Consider the following 15,869-nt stretch of genomic DNA (forward strand, 5'->3'; position numbering starts at 1 on the left):
TGCTTATTGCACGAAATCGCGAACCAGTTCGTAAGCCTCCTGTTTGGCGGTATCGAGATCGTAATTTTTAATGATTCGGTCAAATTGTGGCGCCGTAGCCAGTTCTACCGACGCTTTGGCGATACGCATGTTGATTTTATCTTCGCTTTCGGTGGAACGTTTTTTCAAGCGGATTTTCAGTTCGTCGATACTTGGCGGTTTAACAAAAACAGCTAAGGTTTGCTCCGGGAATTTTTTCTTGATACGCAATCCGCCGGCTACATCGATGTCGAAAATAACATTCTTGCCTTTGGCCCAGATGCGTTCGACTTCGGTTTTTAGCGTACCGTAAAAATTATCGCGGTATACTTCTTCCCATTCCAGGAAGTCTTCGGCTTTGATATGTTTTTTAAAATTTTCGAGTGAAATAAAATAATAGTCGGTTCCGTCGATCTCTTCACCTCTCGGTGCGCGGGACGTAGCCGATATGGAAAATTCCAGGTTTAAATCGTCTTTCCCTAATAAATGTCTGACAATGGTTGTTTTTCCCGAACCCGATGGTGCCGAGAAAACAATTAATTTTCCTCCTGTATTCATTGTTGTATTGTTGGGTACCGTAGTTATAAAACGTTTAGTACTTGTTCTTTAATTTTTTCTAATTCGTCTTTCATCTGTACCACCAGTTTTTGCATGCCGGCATGGTTGGATTTGGATCCCATGGTGTTGATTTCACGGCCCATTTCCTGGGTGATAAAACCAAGTTTACGTCCGTTGGCTTCACTTCCGGAAAGGGTTTCCAGAAAATAATCCAAATGGTTGCCCAAACGAACTTTTTCTTCGGTGATATCCAGTTTTTCCAGATAATAGATTAATTCCTGTTCAAAACGATTTTCGTCAACATTGGCTTGCAATTCGGTGATGGCATTTTGAAGTCGCTCTTTGATCAGCTGGATTCGTTCCGGATCCAATAAAAGTGCCTGTTCCATAAACGAACGGATATTGCCAATTCGCAAACGGAATTCTTTTTCCAATGAAGCTCCTTCGTCTTTTCTGAAATTGTTAATGTTTACCAATGCTTCGTTAATAACCGACTGAATCTGTTGCCATTCGTTTTCGTCAATTTCGTCTCTTTCGGTTTTTAAAGCATCGGGCATCCGTACGGCCATTTTCATCAATTCCGTAGCATCGGCTTCCGGTAAAATGTCCCGCATCTGACGGATATACGCTTTTACAATCGGAGCATTCACTTTGGTAGAAGTCTCTTCTCCTGTTACTTCAATATACATCGAGAAATCCACCTTACCGCGTTCCAGTTGCTGTGCGATCTGGTTGCGAAGTCCCAGTTCCATTTCACGGAAAACAGACGGCATACGAACATTAAGATCCAGTCCTTTACTGTTTAAGGATTTGATTTCTATGGTAATTTTCTTGGTTGGCAATTGCAGTGATGCTTTACCAAAACCCGTCATCGATTGTATCATATAAAAATGTAATAGCTACAAATGTACTAAAAAGAGTTTAGTCTGTTAAAAAACTTAATCAAAGCCTTTTGATTCCGTTGGTTTTACTTTTTTCTGAGTAACGAGATAGACCCCGGTAAAAATCAGTAAAGACGAGCCGGTTTTAACCCAGCTTAATTCGTCTTTTCCCAATCCGATAGCAAAAACGGAAGCGAAAAACGGTTGCAGGTAAATAAAAACGGCTACCGTGGTAGGTTTTAATTCCCGCATGGATAGTAGGTTTAGTAAATAGGTTAAAAAAGTCGAAATCACGATCACAAAACCGATTTTCCAGTAAATGTCAAACGGAACGGAAGGCCAGTCGATTTGACGAAATTCCTGCCAGCCAAATGGAATGACCATCAGAAATCCAAACAGGTAAATCCATTTTACAAAGGCGTAGGCACTGTATTTATCCATTAATTTTTTAACCAGAATCAGATAAAAGCCATAGGATACCGCGTTGATAAAGACCAAAAAGTTACCCAAAGCAGCATTTGGCGCATTGATCATCGATCGTCCGTATAAAATCAAAAGTAAGGTTCCGGCCAATCCGAGGATAATTCCGAAAATCTTTTGACGCTGCATTTTTTCTTTCATGATAAAAGCCGACAAAACCAAAACGATCATTGGGGTGGTCACCATTAAGACGGCACCCATAATCGGAGAGGTATAACTCAGTCCTTTAAAAAAGGTGAGCATATTAAAAGCCACACCAAAAAATGCCGCAGCGATAATTCGTGGGAAATCTTTTAAGTCGATTTTCTGACTTTGTGACGGATTCGCCAGTGCCATGCCGAGTGCGGTAAGCCAGAATAATACAGTCGAACCGCCAACGCGCATAAAAATAAAACCGAACGCATCCACATACGTCGGCATCACATCTTTGGCGATAGTAAATGTAACACCATAAATGATCGCTACCGTCCAGGCAGCCATCAAAGCATAGGTTCGTTTGCTCATTTAGCTTACAAAAGCAATCGCTGCTTCGATTACTTTGGGACTATTGCCTACAAATGCTTTTCCGTCGGCCAAAATAACCGGACGGTTTAAAAAGGTATAGTGTTCCAGTATATAGCGTTTAAAATCCGGTTCGGACAAGGTCTCATTTTTAAGACCCATTTCTTTATAGAGTTTGGCTCTTTTGCTAAACAGTGTTTCATAACTGCCTGTTAGCGCATGAATTTCCTCCAGTTGCTTTACGGTAATCGGACTTTCTTTGATGTCTTGTAATACAAAGGTATCCAGATTGGGAATTGTTTTTAAAATGCGCTTACAGGTATCGCAGGTTTTTAAATAGTATATTTTTCTCATGGTATGTTCCGTGCTATAATACAGCTGCAAAAATAACGATAAACCGAAGAAATAACAGATAGAATAGCCTATATTTTAGTTGGTAAAAAAATAAATAAGGCTGTTTTTCGAATAGGACTTTTACCTACATTAGCGAAAAAACAAAACATGAAAACAAGCTTTGAAATCACCCGAATGAACCGTCGGAAACTACTGGATGTGCTGGAAAATAATACACTCGAGCAGTTAAATAAAGTTCCGGAAGGATTTAGTAATAACCTAATCTGGAATATCGCACATATTGTAGTTGTACAGCAAATGCTGGTTTATAAATTGTCGGGATTGCCAATGCAGATTTCGGATGCGATGGTGGATACCTATAAACGCGGAACCAAACCGGAAGCCGATGTGACAGCCGATGAGGTTGAAACCATCAAACAATTGTTGACGTCAACAGTCGATCAAACGGAAGCCGATTATAACGCGGGAATTTTCCGTGATTATACTGACTTTACCACTATGTCGGGTTTTGTGATTACCAATGCGCAACAGGCAATTGAATTTAACAATTACCACGAAGGAATTCATGTTGGGATTATGATGAGTATCCGAAAATTTATTTAAGAATCAGGTACGGTTTTATACTGTCATACGGTAATAACAATTCTCTCGGACCATCGACATAGGGAGCAATTTCATAGGTGTTATAGTATAAAACCAATCCTTTTTCGGAAAAGATATAGGTTTCCGGAAGCTGGAAGACTTCGTTTTCGAACATCAGTCCGTTTTCGTTAATCGGTTTTCCGGCCGGAATATTGAATTTTTCACGGAATTTCTTTTCGGCATACGCCTGAAAACCTTTTTTGTCTTTTATAAAGCCTTCCGTAGGAATAACTTTTCCGGTTTTCGGTTGTAATATTATTGAACGTACACCGGAATAGCCATGTGCACCTCCGGTAAACGTATAATGTTTTAAGGTGATGTTAATGATGTTTTCCGAATGGTAAACCACTTCGCCTTCAACGGTTGCTTCCCAGGCCGGCATCTTGTCGTTTGGAAACTGAGCGATCAGGTCGGTATACGATTTTACAAAATTTTCCATCAATTCCTGATAGTTGGAAGCTGTATACGGTTGTTCTCCAAAATAAACAATCTCGCGAACGGTGTTAAATACCGCATTATTAATACTGTCTTCTGTAACCGGGCTGTTTTCAGCTATCGGAACCTTTATTTTTACCTGAGTGCACGTAGAATCACACGGCTTTTTACTCTGCTTTTCATAAGTGATATTTTCGAATTGCAATTCCTTTTTTTCGCAGCTAGCAACGAAAAGTCCGATAAGTAGAAAATAAACGATCTGTTTCATGGTAAAAATGTGTTAATAATATATAAAGGTACGGCTTTCTGTGCGGTTGACAGAAAATAAAAAGTAAATTTGCTTAGTTTATACGATAAAAATCACAAAAAAGATATGAAATTTAATACAAAAGCAATACACGGAGGACAACATCACGACCCGAGTACGGGAGCCGTTATGCCACCGGTATATCAGACATCGACCTATGTGCAAACCAGTCCGGGTGTTCCTTTAAATGAATACGAATACAGCCGCGCGGCAAACCCGACAAGAACGGCTTTGGAAAACGCATTGGCCAGTATTGAAAACGGAACCCGTGGTTTGGCATTTTCGTCCGGATTGGCGGCAACCGATTGCGTACTTCGCTCGTTAAAAGCCGGTGATGAGGTAATCGCAATGGACGATTTATATGGCGGAACCTACCGTATGTTTACCCGTATTTATAAGGATTCCGGAATCGTTTTCCATTTTGTGGATATGAATGACCTGAATAAATTCGAATCCCTTATCAATGCCAATACGAAACTGGTTTGGGTGGAAACGCCAACAAACCCCTTGATGAAACTGGCGGATATTGCTGCGATTGCTACCATCACGAAAAAACATAAAATCCTTTTTGCAGTGGATAATACTTTTGCAACACCATATTTGCAAAAACCATTGGATTTGGGTGCGGATATCGTAATGCATTCGGCTACAAAATACCTTGGCGGACATTCGGATGTTATTGCCGGAGCGTTAATTGTAAAAGATAAAGAATTAGGCGATCAGTTGCATTTTCAACAGTTTGCTACCGGAGCAACTTTAGGACCTCAGGATTCCTTTTTAGTCTTACGCGGAATCAAAACCTTACACCTTCGTGTGCAAAGACATTGTGAAAACGGTGAAAAAGTAGCGGAGTTTCTTTTAAATCATCCGAAAGTGGAAAAAGTATATTACCCGGGACTACCGTCGCATCCGTTCCATGAAATTGCCAAAAAACAAATGATGGGTGGTTTTGGCGGAATGGTAACCTTCACGTTTAAATCCGGTAAAAAAGAAGATGCCATTGACTTCCTGGAAAAAGTAAAAGTATTTACACTGGCGGAATCTTTAGGGGGTGTGGAATCGTTAGCCAATCACCCGGCTTTAATGACACATGCTTCTATTCCGGAAGACAAACGTAAGGAAATCGGTATTTCTGATGACCTGGTTCGATTGAGTGTAGGCGTAGAAGATATTGAAGATCTGATTGAAGATTTAAAACAGGCATTAGCTTAAATAAAAAAAACCGGGATTCTGAAATCCCGGTTTTTTTTATTTTATGATCAATATTTTTATACTAGTTTAAATAGTAAATGTAACCTACATTTAACCAAACCAACCAGTCGTTGTGTTTGTTTTCCGGATAGCGTGTCGGATCCGGACTCATACCATCAACCCAGTTGGAAAAATAATATTGCATACGAAGGTCGATCATTAAATCGGATAATTCGGTAAGCTTGTAACGGGTTCCAACACTGGATACAATCGACCAGGTTGTTCCGCTGTCATTACGTACGGCTCCGATATATTTTTCGGGTGTTACATTTGGATTGGTTCCTAAATTGGGACCTAAAGTAGAATAAGCCTCGGTTGTAAAATAATTAAAATGTGCTCCTAAACTTACAAACGGTGCCCAGGCGCCCGGTGTAACGGAAAAATCACGAATGCTAAACGGGTAATATTCCAATTGCATTCCTAAATCGGTTACTGCTGTGGATCCGCGCATGCCTCTTAGCTGATTTGCCATGACCGATTGACGTTTGTTGTCAACCCATTCTCCAAAGTGTTTTAGCTTGGTTTTGTTGTAAGATAATTCCGTGCGTAATTTGAAGTGATCATTGAAATAAGTCTCCGGAGTATAACAACTACAGTCGGCTCTATAGGAAAAATTCAGATAGTGTACGATACCAATACCATATCCGGTATTGCCGGCATCTGTGCTCAGGTTGTCTCTTTCCCCGTAATCCGACTGGAAAGCTACAGGACCCGCAATTACTCCTATTTCGTGAGAAAATCCGAATTGCGCTTTAACTGATGTACTGCTCCCTAACGCAAGGGTAAAAAGGAGGAATAGAATTTTTCTTCGCATTTTTAACTAAAAGATATAACTTTTCCTGACAAATATATAAAAACATAATTTCATTGTGATAAAAAAAAGCGTTATATTGATAATATAATCGATAAAATGAATTTTTTATTTTTCAACTGCAGTAAAAGTTGAAATGATAACAGATATACTACATACAAAAAATAAAATAATTGCGTTTTAGTCTATATTTGTAAATCAATCTGCCGGTTAATGAAAAAAATATTATATAGCATCTTTTTAGTACTGTTTGTAACTCCCTTTTTTGCGCAGCAAAACCAGCTTTGGAGAGGCTTTTTTTCGTTTGCCGAGGTAACGGATATTGCGGCAGCTCCTATACGGGTTTTTGCAACCTCGGAAAATGCAGTTTTTTCGAAAAGCCTGGTAACAAATGAATTGAAAACCACAACTTCTATTAACGGATTTAAAGCCGAAACCATTACAGCCATGCATTTTAGTGTGACGTATAATAAAACATTTGTGGGGAATGATAACGGTTTGTTGTTGGTGGTGAATCAGGTTGACGGAAGTGTTTTTAATGTGGTGGATATCGTAAATAAGCCATCCATCGCACCCAATAAGAAAAAAATCAATCATCTTTACGAAAACGACGGGAAACTCTACATCTCTTGTGATTTTGGACTTTGTGTCTATAATCTGGCAACGATGGAGTTCGGGGATACTTATTTTATAGGTCCTACAGGTCAGGAGGTCGAAGTGTTGCAAACTACCGTTTTTAATGGTATGATCTACGCAGTTACCCGCAATAACGGAATTCGCCGGGCTAGTGTGGCCAATCCGAATCTAATCGATTTTTCTCAGTGGCAGGAATTCGATGCCGGATCGTGGTTGGGAGCGGTAACATTCAATAACCGATTGTTGTTAGCAAATGCCAATAACCGAATGTATAGTTATACCAATGCAGCCATTCAGGAAGTGTATACGACTATGCAACAGGCTGTGGATTTTAAAAGTTTTAATGACCGATTGGTATATACGTCTGCAAATCATGTCTATGTATTTGATCCGGCAATGGTTTTGCTGGCACATATCACCCAAATACCCGATGTTGTGACCACATTTACCTGTGGTGTGGCATCAGGAAATAATATTTTTATCGGTACTAAGGATAAGGGAATGTATAGTACGACTACAACCAACAGTATGGTCTTTCAAAATAATACTCCTGACGGTCCGGTGCGGAATAAAATCTTTTCCTTAAAAAAAGCACCAAGCGCCCTTTGGGCGGTTTATGGTGACTATAGCCGTTTTTATAATCCGTATCCATTGGGTGCTTTTGGAATCAGTAAGTTTAAGGAAAGTAGTGGCTGGAGTTTAATTCCGTATGAGGAATTAAGCGGTGCAAAATCGCTGAGTAGGGTGGCGCTTAATCCGAATAATGAAAATCAGGCGTTTGTGAGTTCGTATTATTCCGGGCTTTTAAAAATAGAAAATGATGCATTGGTTACGCTTTATACACAGCTAAATACGGGTAATAACGGATTGGAGTCGTTGCCACCTCCAAACAATAATGATATCCGGATCAATGGTCCCGCCTTTGATCGAAGAGGAAATCTTTGGATGACCAATAGTTTGGTAGCAAAAGGACTCAAAGTATTCCGGGCCGATAATCAATGGGTGTCCTATGATTTGTCTAATGTAACGGTACAACCGGAATCCGATAGTTATGCTCCATTAATTGTAGATAAAAATAATACCAAGTGGATTCCATCGCTAAATAATGGACTTATTGGATTTAACGAAAACTACGGTAATAAATTTATAGTGATCAAAACTGGAACGGATAGTGGAAATCTGCCGGATAATGATGTGAGAGTCGTTGCGGTCGATACCCGGAACCAGCTTTGGATTGGTACGAATAAAGGATTGCGCATCCTGCCAAGTGTCGATCGTTTTTTAACGGAAACCACGCTGACAACCAATGCGATTATCATTTTGGAAGACAATCTGGCTCAGGAGCTTTTTTACCAACAGGTAATTCTGGATATTGCTGTCGACGGATCGAATAACAAATGGTTGTCTATTGCCGGTGGCGGTGTTTTTCAGGTGTCACCAAACGGACAGAGCGTATTGCATAAATTTACGAAGGAAAATTCCCCTTTGCCCAGTAATAATATCAACGATATTGAAATTGACGGCGTTACCGGAGAGGTGTTTTTTGCAACCGATAAAGGAATGGTTTCGTATCAGGGAACGGCAACCAAAGCCAATGATAATCTGAATAATGTTTATGTGTTTCCGAATCCGGTGCGCCCGGGATTTGAAGGCGACGTAAACATTAGTGGACTAATTGATAAGGCCAATGTAAAGATTACCGATATCGAAGGAAATCTGGTGTACGAAACGACGTCACAAGGCGGTACGATAACGTGGGATACGCGGGCATTTGGGAAATATAAAGTGGCTTCCGGGGTGTATATGATCTTTATTTCTTCGGAAGACGGCTCCGAAACCAAAGTCAAAAAAGTAATGGTGATTCGGTAATCCGATCGGAAAATTCCAATAATAAAATGCTTGTCAAAACAAAAGCGATTGTGCTTAGTTCTATCCGGTTTCAGGAAAAAAGCCTGATTGTAAAATGTTTTACCCAATCCGACGGGCTAAAATCCTATTTTGTACAAAGTGCTTTTTCCGGAAAAAAAAGTAATCAGAAAATTGCCTATTTCCAGCCACTGACGTTGTTGGAAATCGAAGCCAGTCATAAAAATAAAGGAACACTCGAACGGTTTAAAGAAGTAAAACTGGCAACGCCATATATGACCGTTAATGTCGATGTGGTGAAGAGTACCATCGTAATTTTTATTTCCGAAATGCTTCATAATTGTATCCGGGAAGAAGAACAAAACGAAAACCTCTTTGCATTTTTGGAAACCGCATTGCTTTGGTTGGATACGCACGACGAAGTGGCTAATTTTCACCTGATGCTGCTGATGGAAATCACTAAATTCCTCGGATTTTATCCGGATGTTTCCAATGATGAATATGCCTTTTTTGAAATGACCGAAGGGATGTTTGTGCCTTTTCATGGAATTACCTGTCTTACGGAACAGGAGACGCTGTTGTTTAAGAAGTTAAAGGAGCTGAAGTTCGATAGTGATCAGAAGATTTTTAACGGAAAGGAACGACAAATACTGCTTAAAATACTACTCGATTATTATACCTTTCACTTCGACGGATTTAAAAAGCCGCGGTCGCTGGAAGTGCTCAAAGAAGTTTTTCAGTAAAAAACAATAAAAAGTCTTTGTAAACCATCTATTTTCTAATTGTCTTAACTAAGAATTATTCAAAAATCCTTACTTTCGCAAATTGATTAGAAAAAACGATAAAATGAGTGCGAAATTTACTGAATACAAAGGACTTGATTTGCCAACAGTAGCATCTGAAGTGCTTGAATTTTGGAAAAAAGAAAACATCTTTGAACAGAGTATTACTTCCCGTGAAGGAAACCAGCCGTTTGTGTTTTTCGAAGGACCGCCATCGGCAAATGGTCTTCCCGGAATTCACCACGTAATGGCGCGCTCCATTAAAGATATTTTTTGTCGTTATAAAACTCAGAAAGGATACCAGGTAAAGCGTAAGGCCGGATGGGATACGCATGGACTACCGGTAGAATTAGGAACCGAAAAAGAACTGGGTATTACCAAAGAAGATATCGGAACCAAGATCACGGTAGCCGAATACAACGAAGCGTGTAAACGAACTGTAATGCGCTATACCGATGTGTGGAATGACCTGACCGAAAAAATGGGATATTGGGTGGATATGGAAAATCCGTATATTACCTACAAATCCAAATATATGGAAACCGTTTGGTGGCTTTTAAAGCAGATCTATAATAAAGATTTGTTGTACAAAGGATACACCATTCAACCATACTCACCAAAAGCCGGAACCGGATTGAGTTCGCATGAAGTGAACCAACCGGGAAGTTACCGCGATGTGACTGATACAACCATTGTAGCGCAGTTTAAAGCGATCGATGCAACATTGCCGGAAGCCTTACAAGGTTTCGGAGTGGTACACTTTTTAGCATGGACGACTACACCGTGGACGTTGCCGTCGAATACAGCGTTAACCGTTGGTCCGAAAATCGATTATGTATTGGTGAAAACCTTTAACCAGTATACCTTCGAGCCAATCAATGTAATTTTGGCAAAACCCTTATTGGCAAAACAATTTGCCGGGAAATATTTCCTATCTGAAAACGAAGAAGACTTTGTGAATTACAAAGCTGAAGATAAAAAAATACCGTATACCGTTTTAACCGAAGTAAAAGGAGCTACGCTGGTAGGAACCCGTTACGAACAATTATTGGACTATGCGTTACCGTATCAGAATCCGGAAAATGCGTTCCGCGTGATTTCGGGTGATTTCGTAACGACGGAAGATGGTACCGGAATTGTGCATACGGCGCCTACATTTGGTGCAGACGATGCCAGGGTAGCGAAAGAAGCCACACCGGAAGTGCCACCAATGTTGGTATTGGATGATGCCGGAAATCCGGTTCCTTTGGTAGACTTACAAGGTAAGTTTGTGAAACAAATGGGAACGGAAATGGGTGGTAAATACGTGAAAAACGAATACTACAACGACGGAGAAGCGCCGGAACGCTCGGTGGATGTCGAAATTGCGATCCACTTAAAAGAAGCAAACAAAGCCTTTAAAGTTGAAAAATATGTACACAGTTACCCACACTGTTGGAGAACCGATAAACCGATCCTGTATTATCCATTGGATTCCTGGTTTATCAAAGTAACCGAAGTAAAAGACCGTATGTTCGACTTAAACGAAACGATCAACTGGAAGCCAAAAGCTACCGGAGAAGGACGTTTTGGGAACTGGTTAAAAAATGCGAACGACTGGAACCTGTCGCGTTCCCGTTATTGGGGAATTCCGTTGCCAATCTGGAGAACGGAAGACAAAACCGAAGAAATGCTTATTGGTTCCGTTGAAGAATTATATACTGAAATTGAAAAAGCCATCGCAGCCGGAGTTCAGGATGAAAATCCGTTTAAAGGCTTTGTGATAGGTGATATGAGTGAAGCGAACTACGAGTTGGTGGATCTTCATAAAAATGTAGTGGATAACATTACGTTGGTGTCGGCTAGCGGTAAACCGATGAAACGCGAAAGTGACCTGATCGACGTTTGGTTTGATAGTGGTGCGATGCCGTATGCGCAATGGCATTATCCGTTTGAAAATAAAGAATTGGTAGACGATCAGTTGGCTTTTCCAGCCGATTTTATCGCCGAGGGTGTTGATCAGACACGCGGATGGTTCTACACCTTGCATGCTATCGCCACATTGGTGTTCGATAAAGTGGCGTATAAAAACGTGGTTTCGAACGGGCTTGTATTGGACAAAGAAGGACAAAAAATGTCCAAAAGATTAGGGAATGCGGTCGATCCATTTGAAACTTTAAAAGAGTTCGGACCCGATGCGACCCGATGGTATATGATTGCCAACGCAAATCCATGGGATAATCTGAAATTTGATATCGATGGTGTGGCCGAAGTGCGTCGTAAGTTCTTCGGAACGTTGTATAATACGTATTCGTTCTTTGCGTTATATGCTAATATAGATGGCTTTAGTTATACAGAAGCGGAAGTGCCATTGGAAGAACGACCGGAAATTGATCAATGGATATTGTCGGAATTAAATACGCTGGTTAAAAATGTAGACGAATATTATGCCGATTACGAACCGACTAAAGCAGCGCGTGCGATATCCGATTTCGTTCAGGAAAACCTGAGTAACTGGTATGTACGTCTTTGTAGAAGACGTTTCTGGAAGGGTGAATATGCGCAAGATAAGATTGCGGCGTATCAAACGTTATACAGTTGTTTGTTAGCGGTAGCTAAATTAAGCGCGCCCATTGCACCGTTCTTTATGGACAAACTTTACAAAGATTTAACCCAGGCTACACAGTCGGAAAAATACGATAGTGTACATTTGGCCGAGTTTCCGGTATTCGTTGAAAACTTTGTTAATAAATTGTTAGAGAGCCGAATGCAAAAGGCGCAAACCATTTCATCGCTGGTATTATCCCTGCGTAAAAAAGAGATGATTAAGGTGCGTCAACCATTGCAAAAGGTAATGATTCCGGTGCTTGACGATGATCAACGTGCTGAAATCGAAGCGGTTTCCAACTTGATCAAAGCCGAGGTAAACGTGAAGGAAATCGAGTTGTTGGACGATGCTTCCGGGGTATTGGTAAAACAAATTAAACCAAATTTTAAAGCCTTAGGGCCCCGATTTGGAAAAGATATGGGTTTGATTTCTAAGGAGATACAAAATTTTTCTCAGGAGCAAATCAACCAATTGGAGAAAGAAGGGACTTTAACACTTGTTATATCAGAAAAAAGTGTTAATTTAACAACTGAAGATGTTGAGATTTCTTCTCAGGATATCGAGGGTTGGCTGGTAGCTAATTCCGGCGGAATTACAGTGGCATTGGACATAACTATATCCGATGAATTAAGAAAAGAAGGTATCGCCAGAGAATTAGTAAACCGTATCCAAAATATCCGTAAAGATTCGGGATTAGAAGTAACGGACAAAATTAAGGTGCATCTGCAAAAAGACCTGCAATTGGAAAATGCAGTCAGAAGCAATGAAGATTATATCAAAGCAGAAACGTTAACCGAAACTTTAATTTTTGAAGAACAACTCAACAATGGTATAGAAATTGAGTTTGATGACATTAAAACTAGAGTATTAATTTCAAAATAAAAAGAAATTATGGTGGATGAAAAAATAAGATATTCCGACGCTGATTTAGCCGAGTTCAGAGAGATCATCTTAAAGAAAATGGAAAAAGCAAAAGCCGATTTGGATCTGATTAAAAGTGCTTATCTGAATGACCTGAATAATGGTACCGATGATACGTCACCAACATTCAAAGCCTTTGAGGAAGGAAGCGAAACCATGTCGAAAGAAGCAAACTCTCAGTTGGCCATCCGTCAGGAAAAGTTTATCAGGGATTTAAAAAATGCATTAATCCGAATTGAAAACAAAACCTATGGTATCTGTAAAGTTACCGGAAAATTAATAAGTAAAGAAAGATTAAAACTCGTTCCGCATGCGACTATGAGTATCGAAGCGAAAAATTTACAACGTTAATCTTTTCAAAATATCTCGAAAACGCTCCTTATGGAGCGTTTTTATTATATAATTCTTTTATTTTTGCTGTCAAATTATTGAAAATGTCCTTACGAAAAGCTTATTTGTTAGTAATACTGGTCCTGGTGGTGGATCAGCTTTCTAAAATCTATATCAAAACCAATTTTGCACTCAACGATGAAGTCTATGTTTTTGAGTGGTTCCGTATTCATTTTATCGAAAATGAAGGAATGGCATGGGGTGTCGAAATACCCGGAGCCTACGGAAAACTATTCTTAACCTTGTTCCGAATTGTAGCCGTATGCGGAATCGGATACTGGTTGTATGATTCGGTAAAGAAAAAAAGTTCCAACTACCTGATCGTAGCGGTGGCATTAATTCTGGCCGGTGCTTTTGGTAATATTATTGACTCGGTTTTTTATGGTGTGATCTTTAATGATAGTATTCACGAACCGGCAACTTTATTTGCTTCCAATCCATACGGAACCTGGTTCCACGGAAAAGTAGTCGATATGTTGTATTTCCCAATCTGGGAAGGTAACTTGCCAAAATGGTTACCGCTTTGGGGAGGTAAGCACTTCACTTTTTTTAATGCGATTTTTAACGTAGCCGATATGGCGATATCCGTAGCTGTAGGAATGTTGATTGTGTTTAACAAAAAAGCCTTCGGAAATAACTAAAAAAAGCGTCAGAGATGACGCTTTTTTATTTCTGTTGTCCGGGAGCAAAAGGCTTGGCGCTTTTGGTTCCGTAAATTTTCTTCGCCTGACCCGGAGGAAGTGGCTTACCGGAATTGGTGTTTCCGGTGGTGTGTACCGTTGTGCTGCAACCGGAAAGCATAAGTGCAAAACTGCAAACTAAAAGGACGACAAATGATTTCATAAGCTAAAAAGTATAAATTTTATCTGGGGTGATACAATAATCCAAAGCGATATCGCTCTCAAATACATCGGCAATCGCATTTTCGGCCTCGAAAAACGATAATCCAACCTTGATTACCTCTTCTTTGCATTCCGAAAGAAAACGGTCGTAAAAGCCTTTTCCGTAGCCAACGCGATGTCCGTTCGTGTCAAAAGCCAAGAGCGGAACAAAAACCACATCGATTTTTGTCGAAGGAACTTCAATTCCGTCTACCGGTTCCGGAATGTCGTATTCGTTTTTCCGGATCTTTGTACTATCGGTTAACAAATAATGTACCATTTTTCCGGTTTCAAAATCCGATTTCGAGATTACGGTTTCTTTGTCCTTGCCAGCGAGAATTTGTAAGATAAATTCGGTATCGACTTCTTTTTGCGCTGCGATCGGTAGAAACAAATGGTAATAGGTGTGATTCCATATGGAAACCTCCAATAAGCGGTTGGCGATTTCGAGACTTTTGCTTTCGATCGCTTCCGGTGAAAGTGCTTTTCGCAATTCCTTATATTTTTTTCGTAACTCGCGTTTAGTTGTCATGGCTTAAAGTAGTTGAAATATGATAAATCGCATCACCCTGATATACAATTGGTGATTCGTTTACATTAATGATATAACCGGAGCTTGGTGCTTTTAACTTGTGTTCTTCTTTGCCATACGGATCGGAAACCACTGCAAGCAAATCACCGCGTTCTACATATTGGCCAATTTCGGTATTGCTGTGAAACAAACCGGAAAAACGAGCGCGTACCCAGGTCGATTTTTCAATATAAATGATTTTGTTTTCCGGCGTACTGGTTTTTTGTCGGTCGTTTAACATATGCAGATAATTCAAGACTCTTTTGGCGCCATCCACACCTTGTTCGGTTATGCTGTTGTTGATGTCGTTGGATTTTCCTCCTTCAAAAAGCAGCATTTTTACACCCAGTTTATGACAGGCACTGCGAAACGAACCGTTGATGTTTTTGGAAAACAACGTAAATGGTGCGTGAAAAACATCGGCCAGCGCTTTTAATTCGGTATTGTCCGGAATGATTCGGATTTGTGCGGCATTAAAACGACTGGCGCCACCGGCATGAAAATCGATCGCATAATCCACATGGGGAATGATTTCTTTTAACAGATAATAGGCAAACCGACTGGCCAGTGAACCGGTTTTGCTACCCGGAAAAACCCGGTTCAAATCCCGTCCATCCGGGAATTCACGCGTTTTGTTGACAAATCCGAAAATGTTAATGATCGGAATACAGATAATCGTCCCGATTTTAGGTTTGTTGATTTTCTGTACGATGAGTTGTCGGACAATTTCCGTACCGTTAATCTCATCGCCGTGTAATCCGGCTGTAAATAAAACGGTTGGGCCGGCTATTTTGGAACGTTCTACAATGATCGGAATTTTTAATTTGGTCATCGTGTGGAGCTTTGCAATTTCCATGTTGATGGTTTTGCTCTCGCCCGGTAATACAGTCTCTTTTAGTATCGTAATGCCTTTGTGTTGGTAACTCATAAGTATAATCAAAAGATAAAAGTAACTATTTCTACTGTATGCCGGCTAAGTTGATACTGTTTTTCGGTT

General features: G+C 40.2%; 16 protein-coding genes. 7 read left to right on the forward strand and 9 right to left on the reverse strand.

Going from position 1 to position 15,869, the window contains the following annotated elements; translation table 11 throughout:
• Window positions 1–3: 3 nt before the first annotated feature.
• Genes gmk through ABFU83_RS15720 form a run of 4 tightly spaced genes read right to left on the reverse strand, consistent with a single transcriptional unit; the run spans window position 4 to window position 2,792 of the window.
• On the reverse strand, window positions 4–576 hold the full coding sequence (gene gmk, locus ABFU83_RS15705) for a guanylate kinase (protein ID WP_347067300.1): 573 nt from the start codon (window positions 574–576) through the stop codon (window positions 4–6).
• 23 nt (window positions 577–599) lie between these two features.
• Window positions 600–1,460 carry a YicC/YloC family endoribonuclease gene (locus tag ABFU83_RS15710; protein WP_347067302.1) on the reverse strand — a complete coding sequence of 287 codons (861 nt, stop codon included), beginning with the start codon at window positions 1,458–1,460 and terminating at the stop codon, window positions 600–602.
• A gap of 54 nt (window positions 1,461–1,514) precedes the next feature.
• Window positions 1,515–2,441 (reverse strand): DMT family transporter, encoded by a 927-nt coding sequence (locus tag ABFU83_RS15715; protein ID WP_347067304.1) that lies wholly within the window; start codon window positions 2,439–2,441, stop codon window positions 1,515–1,517.
• A complete protein-coding gene (locus ABFU83_RS15720; protein WP_136404062.1) occupies window positions 2,442–2,792 on the reverse strand; it encodes an arsenate reductase family protein in 351 nt (116 codons plus the stop codon).
• 147 nt (window positions 2,793–2,939) lie between these two features.
• Here ABFU83_RS15720 and ABFU83_RS15725 point away from each other — a divergent pair, with 147 nt between their 5' ends.
• Window positions 2,940–3,395, forward strand: a complete 456-nt coding sequence (locus ABFU83_RS15725) for a DinB family protein (RefSeq protein WP_347067306.1) — start codon at window positions 2,940–2,942, stop codon at window positions 3,393–3,395.
• Here the strand turns inward: ABFU83_RS15725 and ABFU83_RS15730 are convergent.
• Complete coding sequence (locus ABFU83_RS15730) at window positions 3,388–4,137, reverse strand: DUF4163 domain-containing protein (RefSeq protein WP_347067307.1); 750 nt, start codon at window positions 4,135–4,137, stop codon at window positions 3,388–3,390. The genes ABFU83_RS15725 and ABFU83_RS15730 overlap by 8 nt on opposite strands.
• A 105-nt stretch (window positions 4,138–4,242) precedes the next feature.
• Here ABFU83_RS15730 and ABFU83_RS15735 point away from each other — a divergent pair, with 105 nt between their 5' ends.
• Window positions 4,243–5,388 (forward strand): cystathionine gamma-synthase, encoded by a 1,146-nt coding sequence (locus tag ABFU83_RS15735; protein WP_347067309.1) that lies wholly within the window; start codon window positions 4,243–4,245, stop codon window positions 5,386–5,388.
• Window positions 5,389–5,449: 61 nt separating this feature from the next.
• Here ABFU83_RS15735 and ABFU83_RS15740 read toward each other — a convergent pair whose 3' ends face one another.
• Window positions 5,450–6,241: a glutamate dehydrogenase gene (locus tag ABFU83_RS15740; RefSeq protein ID WP_136404065.1), complete on the reverse strand. Its 792-nt coding sequence runs from the start codon at window positions 6,239–6,241 to the stop codon at window positions 5,450–5,452.
• 210 nt (window positions 6,242–6,451) lie between these two features.
• On the opposite strand from ABFU83_RS15740, the gene ABFU83_RS15745 reads away from it, so the two are divergent.
• The 5 genes from ABFU83_RS15745 to ABFU83_RS15765 all read left to right on the forward strand — a co-directional run bounded on the left by ABFU83_RS15745 (window position 6,452) and on the right by ABFU83_RS15765 (window position 14,061).
• Window positions 6,452–8,743: a T9SS type A sorting domain-containing protein gene (locus ABFU83_RS15745; protein WP_347067311.1), complete on the forward strand. Its 2,292-nt coding sequence runs from the start codon at window positions 6,452–6,454 to the stop codon at window positions 8,741–8,743.
• Between the two features lie 26 nt (window positions 8,744–8,769).
• Window positions 8,770–9,483, forward strand: a complete 714-nt coding sequence (recO, locus tag ABFU83_RS15750) for a DNA repair protein RecO (RefSeq protein WP_136404067.1) — start codon at window positions 8,770–8,772, stop codon at window positions 9,481–9,483.
• A 103-nt stretch (window positions 9,484–9,586) separates the two neighbouring features.
• Window positions 9,587–12,991, forward strand: a complete 3,405-nt coding sequence (gene ileS, locus ABFU83_RS15755) for an isoleucine--tRNA ligase (RefSeq protein ID WP_347067313.1) — start codon at window positions 9,587–9,589, stop codon at window positions 12,989–12,991.
• 9 nt (window positions 12,992–13,000) lie between these two features.
• On the forward strand, window positions 13,001–13,381 hold the full coding sequence (locus tag ABFU83_RS15760) for a TraR/DksA C4-type zinc finger protein (RefSeq protein ID WP_136404069.1): 381 nt from the start codon (window positions 13,001–13,003) through the stop codon (window positions 13,379–13,381).
• 83 nt (window positions 13,382–13,464) lie between these two features.
• Complete coding sequence (locus ABFU83_RS15765) at window positions 13,465–14,061, forward strand: lipoprotein signal peptidase (protein ID WP_347067315.1); 597 nt, start codon at window positions 13,465–13,467, stop codon at window positions 14,059–14,061.
• 25 nt (window positions 14,062–14,086) lie between these two features.
• Here the strand turns inward: ABFU83_RS15765 and ABFU83_RS15770 are convergent, their stop codons facing one another.
• From ABFU83_RS15770 to ABFU83_RS15780, 3 genes are read right to left on the reverse strand one after another with little or no spacing between them, the layout of a single operon-like run.
• The gene (locus ABFU83_RS15770; RefSeq protein WP_347067316.1) at window positions 14,087–14,263 is read right to left on the reverse strand and encodes a hypothetical protein; all 177 of its coding nucleotides are present in this window, start codon (window positions 14,261–14,263) and stop codon (window positions 14,087–14,089) included.
• Between the two features lie 3 nt (window positions 14,264–14,266).
• Entirely contained in the window at window positions 14,267–14,833 is a 567-nt protein-coding gene (locus tag ABFU83_RS15775; RefSeq protein ID WP_347067318.1) for a 5-formyltetrahydrofolate cyclo-ligase, read from the reverse strand.
• Window positions 14,823–15,800, reverse strand: a complete 978-nt coding sequence (locus tag ABFU83_RS15780; RefSeq protein WP_347067320.1) for a succinylglutamate desuccinylase/aspartoacylase family protein — start codon at window positions 15,798–15,800, stop codon at window positions 14,823–14,825. Before ABFU83_RS15780 ends, ABFU83_RS15775 begins: the two co-directional genes overlap by 11 nt.
• Window positions 15,801–15,869 lie beyond the last annotated feature (69 nt).

Source organism: Flavobacterium sp. WV_118_3 (genome assembly GCF_039778605.1).
Classification (GTDB): Bacteria; Bacteroidota; Bacteroidia; order Flavobacteriales; family Flavobacteriaceae; genus Flavobacterium.